At 70.4% G+C, this 14,521-nt stretch carries 13 protein-coding genes; 8 read left to right on the top strand and 5 right to left on the bottom strand.

What is annotated here, in order from left to right; genetic code table 11:
• Window positions 1–4 precede the first annotated feature (4 nt).
• From hemC to ACZYY4_RS07670, 7 genes are read left to right on the top strand one after another with little or no spacing between them, the layout of a single operon-like run.
• Window positions 5–940: a hydroxymethylbilane synthase gene (gene hemC / locus ACZYY4_RS07700; RefSeq protein ID WP_463809112.1), complete on the top strand. Its 936-nt coding sequence runs from the start codon at window positions 5–7 to the stop codon at window positions 938–940.
• 43 nt (window positions 941–983) lie between these two features.
• A complete protein-coding gene (locus ACZYY4_RS07695) occupies window positions 984–2,699 on the top strand; it encodes a bifunctional uroporphyrinogen-III C-methyltransferase/uroporphyrinogen-III synthase (RefSeq protein ID WP_463809110.1) in 1,716 nt (571 codons plus the stop codon).
• A gap of 48 nt (window positions 2,700–2,747) precedes the next feature.
• The gene (gene hemB, locus ACZYY4_RS07690) at window positions 2,748–3,731 is read left to right on the top strand and encodes a porphobilinogen synthase (RefSeq protein WP_463809108.1); all 984 of its coding nucleotides are present in this window, start codon (window positions 2,748–2,750) and stop codon (window positions 3,729–3,731) included.
• On the top strand, window positions 3,728–4,168 hold the full coding sequence (locus ACZYY4_RS07685; protein ID WP_463809106.1) for a hypothetical protein: 441 nt from the start codon (window positions 3,728–3,730) through the stop codon (window positions 4,166–4,168). The genes hemB and ACZYY4_RS07685 overlap by 4 nt, the downstream gene beginning before the upstream one ends.
• 33 nt (window positions 4,169–4,201) lie before the next feature.
• Entirely contained in the window at window positions 4,202–4,756 is a 555-nt protein-coding gene (locus tag ACZYY4_RS07680) for a hypothetical protein (RefSeq protein ID WP_463809104.1), read from the top strand.
• Window positions 4,753–5,043 (top strand): hypothetical protein, encoded by a 291-nt coding sequence (locus ACZYY4_RS07675; protein WP_463809102.1) that lies wholly within the window; start codon window positions 4,753–4,755, stop codon window positions 5,041–5,043. Before ACZYY4_RS07680 ends, ACZYY4_RS07675 begins: the two co-directional genes overlap by 4 nt.
• 26 nt (window positions 5,044–5,069) lie before the next feature.
• Window positions 5,070–7,151: a heavy metal translocating P-type ATPase gene (locus tag ACZYY4_RS07670; protein ID WP_463809639.1), complete on the top strand. Its 2,082-nt coding sequence runs from the start codon at window positions 5,070–5,072 to the stop codon at window positions 7,149–7,151.
• A 108-nt stretch (window positions 7,152–7,259) separates the two neighbouring features.
• On the opposite strand, the gene ACZYY4_RS07665 is transcribed toward ACZYY4_RS07670, so the two are convergent.
• The 3 genes from ACZYY4_RS07665 to ACZYY4_RS07655 are packed head-to-tail and all read right to left on the bottom strand — an operon-like array spanning window position 7,260 to window position 10,175.
• Window positions 7,260–8,090 carry an alpha/beta hydrolase gene (locus tag ACZYY4_RS07665; protein ID WP_463809637.1) on the bottom strand — a complete coding sequence of 277 codons (831 nt, stop codon included), beginning with the start codon at window positions 8,088–8,090 and terminating at the stop codon, window positions 7,260–7,262.
• Between the two features lie 48 nt (window positions 8,091–8,138).
• Window positions 8,139–9,128, bottom strand: a complete 990-nt coding sequence (locus ACZYY4_RS07660; protein WP_463809100.1) for an ABC transporter ATP-binding protein — start codon at window positions 9,126–9,128, stop codon at window positions 8,139–8,141.
• Between the two features lie 3 nt (window positions 9,129–9,131).
• Window positions 9,132–10,175, bottom strand: a complete 1,044-nt coding sequence (locus tag ACZYY4_RS07655) for an ABC transporter permease (RefSeq protein WP_463809635.1) — start codon at window positions 10,173–10,175, stop codon at window positions 9,132–9,134.
• 166 nt (window positions 10,176–10,341) lie between these two features.
• On the opposite strand from ACZYY4_RS07655, the gene ACZYY4_RS07650 reads away from it, so the two are divergent.
• Window positions 10,342–11,730, top strand: a complete 1,389-nt coding sequence (locus ACZYY4_RS07650) for a PPE family protein, SVP subgroup (protein ID WP_463809098.1) — start codon at window positions 10,342–10,344, stop codon at window positions 11,728–11,730.
• A 5-nt stretch (window positions 11,731–11,735) separates the two neighbouring features.
• On the opposite strand, the gene ACZYY4_RS07645 is transcribed toward ACZYY4_RS07650, so the two are convergent.
• Together ACZYY4_RS07645 and ACZYY4_RS07640 are read right to left on the bottom strand one after the other, a co-directional pair.
• A complete protein-coding gene (locus ACZYY4_RS07645) occupies window positions 11,736–13,190 on the bottom strand; it encodes a PPE domain-containing protein (RefSeq protein ID WP_463809096.1) in 1,455 nt (484 codons plus the stop codon).
• 104 nt (window positions 13,191–13,294) lie between these two features.
• Entirely contained in the window at window positions 13,295–14,506 is a 1,212-nt protein-coding gene (locus ACZYY4_RS07640) for a JmjC domain-containing protein (protein WP_463809094.1), read from the bottom strand.
• Window positions 14,507–14,521: the final 15 nt, after the last annotated feature.

Genomic DNA, 14,521 nt, shown 5'->3' with positions numbered 1-14,521 from the left:
CGTTTTGGGTGAACTAATCCGTATCGGTACCCGGGCCAGCTTGCTGGCCACCACCCAGGCCGGGACCGTTCGCGACGCGCTGGTAGCCGCTGGACACCCGGCGGAACTGGTGATGATCAGCACGGTCGGGGACCGTTCGTCCGGACCGATCGCCGACCTCGGGGTGGGGGTGTTCACCGCCGCGCTGCGCGAGGCCATCGCCGACGGCCGGGTCGACGCCGCGGTGCACTCGCACAAGGATCTGCCCACCGCCGATGATCCGCGGTTCCTGCTCGCCGCGATTCCGCTGCGCGAGGACGCCCGGGACGCGCTGGTGGCACGGGGCGGGTTGGTGCTGGGAGAGCTGCCGGCAGGCTCGGTGGTGGGCACTTCGTCGCCGCGACGGGCGGCGCAGCTTAGAGCATTGGGTCTCGGTTTGGAAATTCGCCCCCTACGAGGCAACCTAGATACCAGGTTGAACAGGGTAAGCAGCGGAGAACTCGACGCCATCGTGGTAGCCCGGGCGGGATTGGCCCGAATCGGACGCCTCGACGCGGTCACCGAGACGCTGGAACCGGTGCAGATGTTGCCGGCTCCGGCCCAAGGTGCACTGGCGGTGGAGTGTCGCGCCGGTGATAGTGCGCTGGCGGCGTTGCTGGCGGAGTTGGATGACACCGACACCCGCCAGGCGGTTACCGCGGAGCGGACCCTGCTCGCCGAACTGGAGGCGGGTTGTTCCGCACCGGTGGGAGCGATCGCCGAGGTGGTCGAGTCCATCGATGAGGACGGCCGAGTCTTCGAGGAGCTGTCGCTGCGCGGTTGCGTGGCGGCGCTGGATGGATCCGACGTGATCCGCGCGTCCGGCATCGGCAGCCCGGACCGAGCCAGGGAACTGGGTGTGTCGGTCGCAGGGGAGCTGTTCGAGTTGGGTGCGCGCGAGCTCATGTCGGACGCGCGGTGAAGCGGCCGCGCGCCGAAGTGGCTGAAGTGACTGGGAGTAGGGAATGGCTCGCCAAGTGAGCGTGCGAGGGCAGAAGCCCAAGCCGGGCCGCATCGTGTTCGTCGGTTCGGGTCCCGGCGACCCGGGGCTGCTGACGACGCGGGCGCGGACGGCGCTGACGAACGCCGCGCTGGTGTTCATCGACCCCGACGTGCCCGAGGCGGTGCTGGGGCTGGTCGGTATCGACCTGCCCCCGATCGCCGGTCCGGCGCTGCCGGATCCCAAGGCGGACAAGACCGACCCGGCCGACGACGGTACCGGCGCCGACGACACCGGCGCTGCCGATGAGGCCGCCGCGACCGTCCCGGGCGGGCCCGACATCCGTCCGGCGCTGGGCGAGCCGGCCGAGGTGGCCAAGATCTTGACCGCCGAGGCGCGCTCCGGCTCCGACGTGGTGCGGCTGGTGGCCGGCGACCCGCTGTCGGTCGATGCCGTCATCACCGAGGTCAACGCGGTGGCCCGCACCAACCTGCAGTTCGAGATCGTGCCGGGGCTGCCCGCCACCAGCGCGGTGCCCACGTATGCGGGTCTGCCGCTCGGCTCGTCGCACACCGTGGCCGATGTCCGCGACCCCAATGTGGATTGGGCCGCTTTGGCCGCCGCGCCGGGCCCGCTGATCCTGCAGGCCACCACCTCGCACCTGCCGGAGGCGGCCCGCACCCTGATCGAGTACGGCCTGTCGGACAACACGCCCTGCGTGGTCACCACCTCCGGCACCACCTGTGCGCAGCGCTCGGTCGAGTCCAGCCTGGTTGGGCTGACCGACCCCGCGGCGCTGGCCGGTATCGACCCGGTCATCCTGCCCAACGGTCAGGAGACCACCGCCGGGCCGCTGGTGGTGACCATCGGCAAGACGGTGAACAGCCGGTCCAAGCTGAACTGGTGGGAGAGTCGCGCCCTGTACGGCTGGACGGTTCTGGTGCCGCGCACCAAGGACCAGGCCGGCGAGATGAGCGACCGACTGGTCTCCCACGGTGCCCTGCCGGTAGAGGTGCCCACCATCGCGGTGGAGCCGCCGCGGAGCCCCGCCCAGATGGAAAGGGCCGTCAAGGGTTTGGTGGACGGTCGCTACCAGTGGGTGGTGTTCACCTCGACCAACGCGGTGCGCGCGGTCTGGGAGAAGTTCGGTGAGTTCGGTCTGGACGCCCGCGCGTTCTCCGGAGTGAAGATCGCCTGCGTCGGCGAAGCCACCGCCGAACGGGTACGGGCGTTCGGGATCAGCCCCGAGCTGGTGCCTTCCGGAGAGCAGTCCTCGTTGGGCCTGCTCGACGAATTCCCGCCCTACGACGACATTTTCGACCCGGTCAACCGGGTGCTGCTGCCGCGCGCCGACATCGCCACCGAGACCCTGGCCGAGGGGCTGCGTGAGCGGGGCTGGGAGATCGAGGACGTCACCGCCTATCGCACCGTGCGGGCCGCCCCGCCGCCCGCGAACATCCGGGAGATGATCAAGACCGGCGGGTTCGACGCGGTGTGCTTCACGTCGAGTTCTACGGTGCGCAACCTGGTCGGCATCGCCGGCAAGCCGCACACCCGGACCATCGTGGCCTGCATCGGCCCCAAGACCGCTGAGACGGCAGCCGAATTCGGGCTGCGGGTCGACGTGCAGCCCGAGACGGCCGCGGTCGGTCCGCTGGTCGACGCGCTGGCTGAGCACGCGGCCCGACTGCGGGCCGAGGGTGCCCTGCCGCCGCCACGTAAGAAGAGCCGCAGGCGCTAGCGTGGCGACTGTTAGCGCGGCGGAGCCGGGCGTACAGGTCGCCACGTAATGTCGGCGTTTCCGCGCCAGCGTCCGCGTCGGCTGCGGTCCACGCCGGCGCTGCGCCGCCTGGTGGCCCAAACCTCGCTGGAGCCACGGCACCTGGTGCTGCCGATGTTCGTCGCCGACGGTATCGATGAGCCCAGGCCGATAGCGTCGATGCCCGGCGTGGTTCAGCACACGCGTGATTCGCTGCGGGCTGCTGCCGCCGACGCGGTGGCCGCCGGGGTGGGCGGGCTGATGCTGTTCGGAGTTCCAACGGAGGCGCATAAGGACGCCGTCGGCTCTGCTGGTTCAGACCCCACGGGCCCTCTCAACACCGCGCTGCGCGACCTGGCCGGCGATCTCGGTGATGCCACCGTGCTGATGGCCGACACCTGCCTGGACGAATTCACCGAACACGGCCACTGCGGGGTGCTCGATGACCGGGGCCGGGTGGATAACGACGCAACCGTGGACCGCTACGTGGAACTGGCTGTCGCGCAAGCGGATTCCGGCGCCCACGTGGTGAGCCCGAGCGGGATGATGGACGGCCAGGTTGCCGCCATCCGAGACGGGCTGGACGCCGCCGGGTACAGCGACGTGGTGATCCTGGCCTACGCGGCGAAGTTCGCGTCGGCGTTCTACGGCCCGTTCCGTGACGCGGTCGGCTCCAGCCTGGAGGGGGATCGCCGCACGTATCAGCAGGAGCCCGGCAACGCCCGCGAAGCACTGCGCGAGGTCACCCTCGACCTCGCCGAGGGCGCCGACATCGTGATGGTCAAGCCGGCCATGGGGTACCTGGACGTGATCGCGGCCGCAGCCGCGGTCTCACCGGTTCCGGTCGCGGCATACCAGGTGTCCGGGGAGTACGCGATGATCGCCGCGGCAGCCGAGCACGGATGGATCGACGGGCAGGCGGCCGCGCTCGAGTCGCTGGTCGGCATCCGTCGTGCCGGCGCCGACATCGTGCTCAGCTACTGGGCGGCCGAAGCAGCCGGATGGCTGGCATGACGAGCCCGGACATCGGGACGCAGCCGACGGCTACGACCCAGCCCACTCGCCCGGCGGACGTCGACACCGGATTCTGGCTGTGGCTCGCCGCCCTGCCGTTGATGACGACCGGATATGTGGTGAGCCTGCTGGCCTCCCCGGAAGTCGCCGACTTGCCGGTGACCTACCCGATCGTCGGACTGAGCGCGCTGGTGGTGCTCGTGGTGGTGGCGACCTTTCTGGTGCTGATGCGCTCCGGGTACCGCTGGGCTCGCACCGGGTTGACCGGTGGTGGGATCGCCTCGGTGGTGTACGCGGTGAGCGGGCTGTCGCACGCCGATGCGCGGCCCGCGGTCGCGGTGACCGTCGCGGTCACGGGCATCATCGGATCGGTGCTGATCGCCGCCGGAACGTTTTTGCTGCACCGCCTCGACGCCCAGGAGTACTTCGCTCGTTAGGCGGTCTTGCGGCCCGCGTTAGGCTGACCCGATATGTCTGAACCCGAGCCGATCACCCAACCCGCTCCGCTGTTCTTCGAATGCGGTGCCAGCTGGTATTGGGTGCTGTGCGGTCCGGTCGCCGGCGGACTGTTGATGGCGATCCAGAACTCCGGCGGCTACGGGTTCCAGCCGCTGATGCCCGCCGTATTGATGGGGCTGGTCTCCGGCATGCTCGCCATCCAGGTGAAGGCGGCCCGCATCCACACCTCCGTCGAGCTCTCCGGTGACACACTGCGGCAAGGCACCGAAACCCTCCGGATCGCCGACATCGTCATGATCTACCCCGAGGCCAAGCGGCCCACCGGCTGGGGTAAGCAGCAACCGGAGAAGTGGCAAGACTCCCGGGCGTTGGGCGAGCTGAGCGGGGTGCCGCGCCGCCGGGTGGGCATCGGGCTGCGCCTGACCGGGCGGCGCACGGTTCAGGCCTGGGCCCGGGATCATCGCCGGCTGCGCGCAGTGCTGAACGAGCTGATCCCCGAGGCGGTTCCGCCCAGCGGGCTCGCCGAACCCGACCTCAACGACGATGCCGAAGAATCGTCATGGTGAAGAGAACTTCGACGATCCGGGCCGTCATCGAGCTGATCCTGGCCGGCGTCGCGGCGGGGGGCTGCGCGGTGAGCTGGTTGCACGTTCGCTACCTGGTGCTGGTCGCGCCGGTGATAGACGGTGAACCCGTGACCACCTCGGTGGCTTACCACCCGCGGATGTTGCTGCTGGTTCTGCTGTTGGCGACGGTCGCCGGCGTACTGGCGGTGGTGGGTACGGCACGGTTGCGCAGGGCGGGTCGCCGATCGGAGACCATATACCCTGCGGGGGTATCATCGGCGGGGTGACCACCACCGACCTCGAACTGCGTGGAATGACCTGTGCGTCGTGTGCGGCGCGCGTGGAACGCGGCTTGAATGCGCTCGACGGAGTGCATGCCACGGTGAACCTGGCGGTCGAACGCGCCCGAGTCGAACACGAGTCGAGCGTCTCGACCGACGACCTGGTGCTGGCCGTGGAGGCGAGCGGCTACCAGGCCGCGGTGATCGGCGCGGCCCATGAACACCCCGCCGAGCACGCGGATGTGCCGGCCGGACAACTACGCCCCCGGCTGATCGGTTCGGCGGTGCTGGCCGTGCCAGTGGTGGCGCTGTCGATGGTGATGGCCTGGCAGTTCGGCGGCTGGGGCTGGGCGGCGTTCGCGCTGACCACCCCGATCGTGGCGTGGGGCGGCTATCCGTTCCACCGTGCGGCGCTGCGTAGCGCCGTCCACCGCGCCGCCACGATGGACACCCTGGTGTCGCTGGGCACATTGGCGGCCTACCTGTGGTCGGCGGTCGCGGTCATCACCGGGGCGGGTCACCTGTATTTCGAGGTGGCGGCGGTGGTCACGGTCTTCCTGCTGGCCGGCCGCTACGCCGAGTCGCACGCCAAACGCTCGGCGGGGGCGGCGCTGCGCGAACTGCTGGAACTCGGCGCCAAGGACGCCGCGGTGATGCGGCGCGGCGCCGACGGACTGAAGGAGACCCGGGTACCGATCGCCGACCTGCGGGTGGGCGACGTGGTCGTGGTCCGGCCGGGTGAGCGTGTCGCCACCGACGGCGTCGTCATCGACGGCACCACCGCGCTGGACACCTCGGCGATGACCGGGGAGTCGCTGCCCGTCGAAGTGGGCGTCGACGACCCGGTGCTGGGCGGCGTACTCAACACCACCGGGCTGGTGTTGGTCCGCGCCACCAAGGTGGGCGCCGACACCCAGCTGGCCCGGATGGCCAAGCTGGTCACCGACGCGCAGGCCGGCAAGGCGTCGATTCAACGGCTGGCCGATCGCGTGTCGGCGGTGTTCGTGCCCGTGGTGCTGGTGATCGCCGCGCTCACCCTGGCCGGTTGGCTGCTGGCCGGGCAATCCGCCGCGGCGGCGTTCACCGCGGCGGTCGCGGTGCTGATCATCGCGTGTCCGTGCGCGCTGGGGCTGGCCACACCGACCGCCATCCTGGTCGGTACCGGCCGCGGTGCGCAGCTGGGCATCCTGATCAAGAACCCGCAGGTCCTGGAGGCCGTCAAGGACATCGACACCGTCGTGCTGGACAAGACCGGAACGGTCACCACCGGCGTGATGGCCGTCGGCGGCCTCGCGGTCAACCGCGGCGAGGACCCCGACACCGTGCTGGCGCGCGCCGCCGCCGTCGAATCGGGATCCGAACACCCGATCGCCGCGGCGATCGTCGCCGGGGCCCGAGCGGCCGGGCTTCCGATCGGCCGGGTGACCGAGTTCGCCAGCCGGCCCGGCCACGGGGTGACCGGCGTGGTCGACGGGGTCCGGGTCGAGATCACCCGATCGGCCGCCGCGCACGAGACCGGGACGGCCGTCGAGGTCTCCTGGGACGGCCGGGAGCGCGGGACGATCACCCTCACCGACACCGTGCGGCCCACCAGTGCTGCGGCGGTGGACGAACTCAAGGCCATGGGCATCACTCCGGTACTGCTCACCGGCGACGGGGCGGCGGTGGCACGCAAGGTGGCCGGCGAGATCGGGATCGACCCGGCCAACGTCATCGCCAACGTGCTGCCGGCGGACAAGGCCGACGCCGTCAAGAGCCTGCAGGCCCGTGGCCGGCGGGTGGCCATGGTCGGCGACGGCGTCAACGACTCGGTGGCATTGGCCACCGCCGACATCGGGATGGCGATGGGCACCGGCACCGACGCCGCCATCGAGGCCGGCGACCTGACCCTGGTGCGCGGTGACCTCGCCACGGTGCCGACCGCGCTGCGGCTCTCGGCGCGCACCCTGCGCATCATCCGGCAGAACCTCATCTGGGCGTTCGGCTACAACGTCGCCGCGATTCCGCTGGCCGCGGCCGGGTTGCTCAACCCGATGATCGCCGGCGCAGCGATGGCCGCCTCGTCGGTTCTGGTAGTCACGAACAGCCTGCGGCTGCGCCGATTCGCCCGGTGACGCGGGGCGCGCTGTCTGAGTGTGCGTTGACGGCGTTGAGTGTGCGTTGGGGGCGCGATTCGCCGTGTCAGAGCGCCCGTGGCGCACACTCAACGTGATGCACCGAAATCAGGAATCCAGCCAGGCCAACTCGGCCGGCAGCTGGCCGCGCCAGTAGGACACGTCGTGACCGCCCGGCGAGAATCCGCCCGCCGGCCGCGGATTCAACTGGCCGACGAAGTGATTGGTCGCGTAGTAGAAGCTGTCCGAAGTGCCGCAGTCGATTCGCAGCGGGATCGGTGCCAGTTGCGGCGCCAAGCCGAACACCGAGTTCGTCCGCCAGTCGTCGACGCTGTCGAACGCCCCGGCGGGCGCGCCGAAGTAGGTCATGTAGATCGCCGGGCTGATCGCGCATATTCCGGCGGTCCGTGCCGGGCCGAGGCGGGTGCCCAGCAGCATCGCGCCGTAGCCGCCCATCGACCAGCCCATGAACCCGACCCGCGAGGTATCGATGCCCTTGTCGGGCAGCATCGGGATCAATTCGCCCAGCACCATCGCCCCGGAGTCCTGGCCGGGGCCGTGCGGCCGCCAGTAGGTGTTGCCGCCGTCGACGGCCACCACCGCGAACGGTGGCCGGCCCGAGGCGGTCAGCTTCGCCAGCTCCTCCTCGACGCCGAGATCCATCACCCAGGCCGCGTCGCCGTCCTTGCAGTGCAGGGCGATCACCGGCCGCAGCGGCCCGGTCTGTCCCGGCGGCCGGGCGATGATCCAGTTGGTTTCCACTCCGCCGCGAGCTGCCGACACGAACGACCCGGATTCCCGTGTGGGGTAGGCGTTCCCGGTGGCTCGCGACGCGGGCGACGTCAGTAGGGCACCCGATCCGAACAGGCCCGCGGCGCCGGCGGCACCGACCCCGAGGCGCAGAGCAGCCCGGCGGGTCAGATCAGCCATGACAGGAATTATTTCGTGCCCGAGCGCCGGGGTCGGCGAGGCACGCCGGGGCGCCGATCAGGTTGATATGGGTTCGTTAGGAACGTCGGGCGCCGGTGGCGGACCGAACTGCTGGCGGAACGCCTCCACGGTGTAGCTCACCACGGTCGCCTCCCGGGGCGCGCGGACCGTGGCCGAGCGGGGGATGCGGACCATCGGCCCGAGCTGACCGGCATAGTTGTCCGGTTTGCCGATCTTGAGCAGTCCGTCGCCGGCGCCGGCCGAATCGGGGGCGATCTCCACCTCGCCCTCGGTGACGACGTAGATGAGATCCTCCACGGTGCCCTGCTCCAGCAGCACCGAGCCGGGCCCCAGCCGGACGGGCGCCTGCTGGGGGCGGGTCGGGACGGCGGTCGGCGACAGCTGGATGACGATGTCGGCGAGCGGCACGATCCGGGTGTCGTGGGTGGCCACCACCACGACGCGGTCACCGGCGGCGAGTACCCGCAGCAGTTGCACGACTTCGCCGGCCCGGACGTAGTCGAGTTGCGCGGTCGGTTCGTCGGCCAGGATCAGCGGCGGGTCCAGGGCCAGTGCGCGCGCCACCGCCACGCGCTGCTGCTGGCCGCCGCTGAGCTGCCCGGGCCGGTGGTGGGTCCGGTCGGCCAAACCCACTCGGGTGAGCAGGTCACGGGCGCGTTCGGTGGCCGCCCACTGCGTCCGTCCGGCCGCCCACAACGGCACCATCACGTTCTCCAGCGCGGTCAGGCTCGGCACCAGGTTGAAAGCCTGAAAGACGATGCCGACGGTGCGGCGCCGGTAGGAGGTGATGTCACGGCGGCTCAGCGCGGTGACCTCGGTGGCCCCGAACCGGATCTGACCGCTGGTCGGGCTGAGGATGCCGCCCAGGCACGACAGCAGCGTGGTCTTGCCGCACCCGCTGGGCCCGAGGACCACCACCAGCGATCCGGCCGGAATCTCCAGGCTCAGGCCGTGGATCGGACGGATCGGTTCCCCGCCGCCGGTGGCGTATTCGATCACCAGATCATTGATCTGCAGGTCGCCCATGCGTCACGGCCCCCCGAACGCCAGCACCGGGTCGACGGCCACCGCATGGCGCAGGCCCGCCAGGCTGGCCAGCAGGCCGATCCCCACCGCGGTCAGCATCAGCAGGGTGAACGAAGAAGCGGTCACCGCCACCAGCATCGGAAACAGCGGACCGATCGCCACCGCCAGTATGCCGCCGAGCACCGCCGCGGCCACTGCCACGGCCACCGATTGCAGCGCCAGCCCGGCCAACACCATCCAGTTGGTGACGCCCAGTGCCTTGAACACCGCGAAGTCGCGGGTGCGCTCCAGGGCCGACAGGTAGATCAGCGAGCCCACGATCAGCGCGGCGACGCCCCACAGCAGCACCGACATGTACGACAGCGCCATCTGCGCCCCGGCCAACGGGCGCACCATGTCGTCGACGGCGGCGGCCCGGTCCACCACCCGGTAGCCCTTCGGCACCTTCGCGGGGGTGCCCCGCATGCCGATCGCCGAGGCCACCGGCTGCCCGGAGAACATCAGTCGCTGGGCGCCCGACACGGTCAGGAAGCCATTGGGCTGGCCGGCCAGCGTCGTGGACTTCTCCACCAGCCCGACGATCCGCAGTTTGTCCGGGCCCAGTTGGACGTCGTCGCCGACGGCGCGTTTCAGCGTGGTGGACATCGCGATCTCGTTGGGTTCGGTCGGTGCGCGCCCCGAGGTGAGCGGCGGCATCGCGGCCTTGGGAACCCCGTAGATGTTCACGTTCAGCGATGACTCGCCGTCTTGCAGGATGGTGTTGCCGTACACCACCGGCAGCGCCGCTTCGACGCCGGGAATCCGGGCGACGTCACCGGCCTCCTTCTGCGGGAACCGCGACGAGCCCATGAACGGACCGACCGCGGCCGTCTGGATCAGGTAGCTGTCGATGCCGAGTGAGTCGACCACATGTTCGGCCTCGACGCGGAAACCGTGGGTCAACCCGGCCAGCACCAGCGTCAGCGCGAACACCATCGCGGTGCCGACGGCGGCGACGATGAACCGGCGCAGCCGCCACTGCAGGTCGCGCAAAGCGGTGATCAGCATCCGCACGCGCGAATGTTATCGCAGCGTGCGGCTGTGACCGTCATCTCGCCGGGACGACCGGACCCTCCTCCGCAAATCCGGAATCCCCGGCCACCAGGGACCATTTCCGCTACAAATACACACACACCGGTTTCCGTCGGTTCGTGCCCAGGGAGGGGGTCAGTGGATGAACTACGCTGCCCTGCCACCGGAGGTCAATTCGCTGCGGATGTACACCGGCCCGGGTTCCACGCCGATGCGGGCCGCCGCCGCAGCCTGGGGTGGCTTGTCCGCCGAGCTGCATTCGGCGGTCACGTCGTATGAGTCGGTGATCGCCGAGCTGACCGGCCAGTCCTGGCAGGGGCCGGCGTCGGTGGCGCTGGTGCAGTCCGCGGCGCGGTATGCGAGCTGGATGGCCGCCACCGCGGCGCAGGTCGACCAGACGACGGCGCAGGCGAATGCGGCGGCCGCGGCCTATGAGGTGGCGTTCAGTGCGACCGTGCCGCCCACCGTGGTGGCTGCCAATCGTGCCCAGTTGCTGCTGCTGGTCGCCACCAATGTCCTGGGGACCAACACCGCGGCGATCGCCGCCAACGAGGCCGCCTACGGCGAGATGTGGGCTCAGGACGCCGCCGCGATGTACGCCTACGCCGCGTCGTCGGCCACCGCGACCGGGCTGACACCCTTCCAGCCGCCACCGCAGACCAGCAATCCGGCCGGGCCGGTCAGTCAGGCCGCCGCGACCGGGGCGGCCGAAGCCACCTCGTCGTCCTCGAACGTCCAGTCGTTGCTGGGCCAGCTGGCCTCGGGGATCTTCGGCGCGCAGAACAGCTCCATGCTGCAGCCAGGGGTGGCGACGGTGGCCGGGCCGGCCCAGGGCCTGGCGGATCTGATCACGCTGCCGAGCATCAGCGATATCGCGGGGCTGAGCGCGGCGCAGGTGGTCTCGCTGATCCTGGCCTCGGGAGCCTGGGTGGCGGCCGACGCCAGCACCCGGGAGATCCTCTCCGAGCAGGATCAGTTGCGGGCAGTGGAGTACGAGATCCTGCACAACATCGACCTGTTCTCGCCGTTGACCCCGTCGCGGCCGATGGTGCCCGGCGTTTCCGCGGGACTGACCGCGGCGATGGGCGAGGCGATCTCGGCCGGAAATCTGTCGGTGCCGATCAACTGGGCCGCCAATGCCCCGGAGATCCGCACCTTGTCTTACACGACGCCGCTGGCCGGCCCGGGCGCCGGCGGGGCGCCGGCGGCCTCGCTCGCCGGCGCGGGCAGCGCGTTCAGCCAGATGGCGCTGGCGGGCATGGGCGGTAGCGCCCTGGCCGGTTCGGTCAGCCGCGGCCGGGGCGGCGCTGATGCCGCGGACACTTCGGCGCGGGTCCAGATGCCGCAACGCGCCGGGGCCGGCTCGGCGGCGGATTCTCCGGCGGGTGCGGCCGACGGGGGTGACGGCACACCCGGGCCGACGGCGATGGGCATCGCCGCGGAGATCCGCGAATTCGCCGAGCTGCGCGATCGCGGATTGATCACCAACGACGAGTACAACGAGCAGAAGATGCGCCTGCTGGGCCGCTGATCAGTTCAGCGCGGCGCCTCCGGGTCTTCGGGCCCCTCCCAGGTATGCGGCAGCATGGGAACCGACGGACCGGCACCCGCGGCGCTGTCGGTCAGGGTGGTCAATCCCGTTACACCAGAACCTGTTTGATGCCCCGCGGTGCCCGGGAATCCGATCTGGCCCGCCCCGCTTGCCGACGCCGCAGCCGTGCCGTCCGAGTCGAGGTATTCGTAGCGGTTGCCGGGATCTTTCAGGGCCTCGCGCTGCCGTCTCCGGCGTGCCTGTCTGTCCGCGGCGCCGGAGGCCACCGTGGCGGCGGGAGCCGCGGACCGCTGCGCCGCCGCGGGCGTGGCCACACGCATCTTCGTGGCGGCTCCGAAGACCCGCCCGCCACCGATCAGGTACGGGAAGGCCGCCGCTTCGGCCCCGGTGATCGGCGGGGGCATCACCGGGACGCCGGCCGCGGTGGCGGCCGGTGCCAGGGTGGGCGGGGCCATGGCCGGGGGAGCCGCCGGTGCCGGGGCCGGCGGGGCCGTCACACCCGCCGGCGCGGCGGCGGCCGGGACGGGCAGGGCTGGGGCCGGGGCGGGCAGCGCCGGTGCGGGAACGTTGAGGCCGGCCAGGCCGGCCAGACCGGCGACACCGGCGAAGCCGGCCAGCGGTGACGCGGGCGCGACCAGGGCGAGCATCGTCTCGGTCAGCGCCGTCACGGCCGGCGCCATGCCGAGCACGATCTCACCGGCGTAATGCGGGGCGATCGTCATCAGCACCGGATCGCTGATCAGGCTGGTGAGCGGATTGTTGCTGGAAAGGTCGGCCTGAATGGCCTCGTTGATCTCGGCGATCCGGGTCGTCCACCAGCTCTCCTGGTAGATGTTGCCGAAGTCCTGGGTGGGCGGCTGGTCGTTTCGGTGGTGGTGGTCGCGGTGCACCGGGGTGTCGGGATTGAGCACCGTCGGCGCGGTCGCCGCCGCCGGGGACGACGCCACCGCCGCCCCGGCCACCGCTTGATACGTCGACATCGTGGTGGCCGCCTGTACCCACATCCGGGTGTAGTCGGCCTCGTTGGCGGCGATCGGAATGGCGTTGACTCCGAAGAAGTTCGTTGCCAGCAGCACCGCGTGAATCGTGTGATTGGCGGCCAGTTCGGCCAGGGTGGGCATCGTCGCCACCGCGGAGGTGTAGGCGGTGGCGGCGGTCTGGTGCTGGGCGGCCAGCGCCATGCTGTCGGCGCTGGCCTGGATCAGCCAGGCCAGATACGGAACATTCGCCGCCACATAGGATTCCGCGCTGGGTCCCTGCCAGGACCCGGCCTGCACCGCCGAGAGCATCGTGGACAGCTCCTGCGCCACGTCGGTGTACTCGGTGCTCAACGCGTCCCACATGCCGGCGGCGGCCAGCAGTGGCCCCGCGCCCGGACCGCTACTCAGCAGAGTTGAGTACACCTCCGGTGGCGACGCCATCCAGATTGGCTCCGTCATGGCCACCTTTCCCCGTTCCGAACGTATGGAGCCTATCCTCAAATCAAGAATAATAACTGGATGTCTGCTGGGAATACGGGACTATCGACGGAGAACACCCGCATTTATGGACTCACTGGCGCGGCGCCGACGGGCGGTCGCACCAGGAAGCCGCTCATGATCAGGCTGCGGACCAACTCGATCTGCGCAGCAGAGCTCAGCCCGGGCAGTTCACCCACCCGGAACGGCTCGGTGCTCTGCGACAGGAACCGCATCGCGGCCTCGTGGTCGGAGCGGGCGCTGACGATCAGCTGGGCGAACTGCAGGCCCACCCCGTCGGCCGTCGTGCTCACCCGGGAGTACAGCGGCTGTTGCTTGCGCACCAGGGTGTCGGTGTCGAGACCGACGGTGTCGGAGACCTGTCCGACGACCGGGCAGCGGGCGCGCCGCACCAAGAAATCCTGCATGGCGCCAAGGCCTTCGGCCAGCGCGTCGGGGGCTGCAATGGCGGCGAGCCCGTCCCGGATCACGGCGCCCAGGTTCGCGCGCACCTTCGGGTCGTCCAAATGTCTTGCGGGCAAACGTGTGTGCACCACGTCGTCGCGCAGACTCAACATGTGCAGCGTGTGGGTCAGCAGCGTGAGCACCGTCGGCACGTGGATGCCGACGGTCAGATGCACCGATGACTCCGACGTCGTCTCGGCCGAATGCACCCGGCCCCGTGGCAGATACAGGGTGTCCCCGGCGGCCAGGTGCAAACTGGTCGGCTCCGGCAGACCGGCCGGGTCGACCTCGTGCATCTGCTGCATAAGGTGCGGCGGCACCGGGTCGTCACCGTAGAAGTACCAGGTCTTGCTGCCCTGGATCTGCAACACCAGCACGTCGTGGTGGTCGTAATGGGGCAGAAAACCCGTCGAGGCCGGCGGGGTGACGTAGGCGTTGACGTGGGTCGGGAAGTTCAGCTCGACTTCGACTCCGTGGGTCAGCGTCGACATCGGGCGCAGGTATTTCTCGATGTTGTTGCAGATGATCGTGTAGCCGTCATCCAACGCGGCGCGCACCCGCGCTAAATCCAGAGTGCCGTCGGCACAGTGCTCGGGTGCCAGGTGGTCGGCCCCGCGCACCAGTCGCACCGCGGACGGCTCGGTGCGCAGCGCCGCCAGCAGTTGCTCGGTCGATGACGGGCCGGCCAGCGGGCCGAAGTAGTCGGCGCGGTCCCGGCCGATGTGGTGCGGCGCGGCGCCCCACAGCTCGTCGAGGAAAGTCGGCACCGTCACCGGCGCCAGCAACCAGGCGAGTGCGGATGCCGCCGAGCCGTCAGTGGCCGTCACCGGCATAAAGTACACCCGGGC

The sequence above is a fragment of the Mycobacterium sp. IDUB_21 genome (assembly GCF_055419425.1).
This window is presented reverse-complemented; position numbering and strand designations above follow the sequence as displayed.

Coding starts and splice junctions, on each gene's coding strand:
- ACZYY4_RS07695 (WP_463809110.1), top strand. CDS start 984: ATGGCTCGCCAAGTGAGCGTGCGAGGGCAGAAGCCCAAGCCGGGCCGC.
- hemB (WP_463809108.1), top strand. CDS start 2,748: ATGTCGGCGTTTCCGCGCCAGCGTCCGCGTCGGCTGCGGTCCACGCCG.
- ACZYY4_RS07685 (WP_463809106.1), top strand. CDS start 3,728: ATGACGAGCCCGGACATCGGGACGCAGCCGACGGCTACGACCCAGCCC.
- ACZYY4_RS07680 (WP_463809104.1), top strand. CDS start 4,202: ATGTCTGAACCCGAGCCGATCACCCAACCCGCTCCGCTGTTCTTCGAA.
- ACZYY4_RS07670 (WP_463809639.1), top strand. CDS start 5,070: ATGACCTGTGCGTCGTGTGCGGCGCGCGTGGAACGCGGCTTGAATGCG.
- ACZYY4_RS07660 (WP_463809100.1), bottom strand. CDS start 9,128: ATGGGCGACCTGCAGATCAATGATCTGGTGATCGAATACGCCACCGGC.
- ACZYY4_RS07655 (WP_463809635.1), bottom strand. CDS start 10,175: ATGCTGATCACCGCTTTGCGCGACCTGCAGTGGCGGCTGCGCCGGTTC.
- ACZYY4_RS07650 (WP_463809098.1), top strand. CDS start 10,342: ATGAACTACGCTGCCCTGCCACCGGAGGTCAATTCGCTGCGGATGTAC.
- ACZYY4_RS07645 (WP_463809096.1), bottom strand. CDS start 13,190: ATGACGGAGCCAATCTGGATGGCGTCGCCACCGGAGGTGTACTCAACT.
- ACZYY4_RS07640 (WP_463809094.1), bottom strand. CDS start 14,506: ATGCCGGTGACGGCCACTGACGGCTCGGCGGCATCCGCACTCGCCTGG.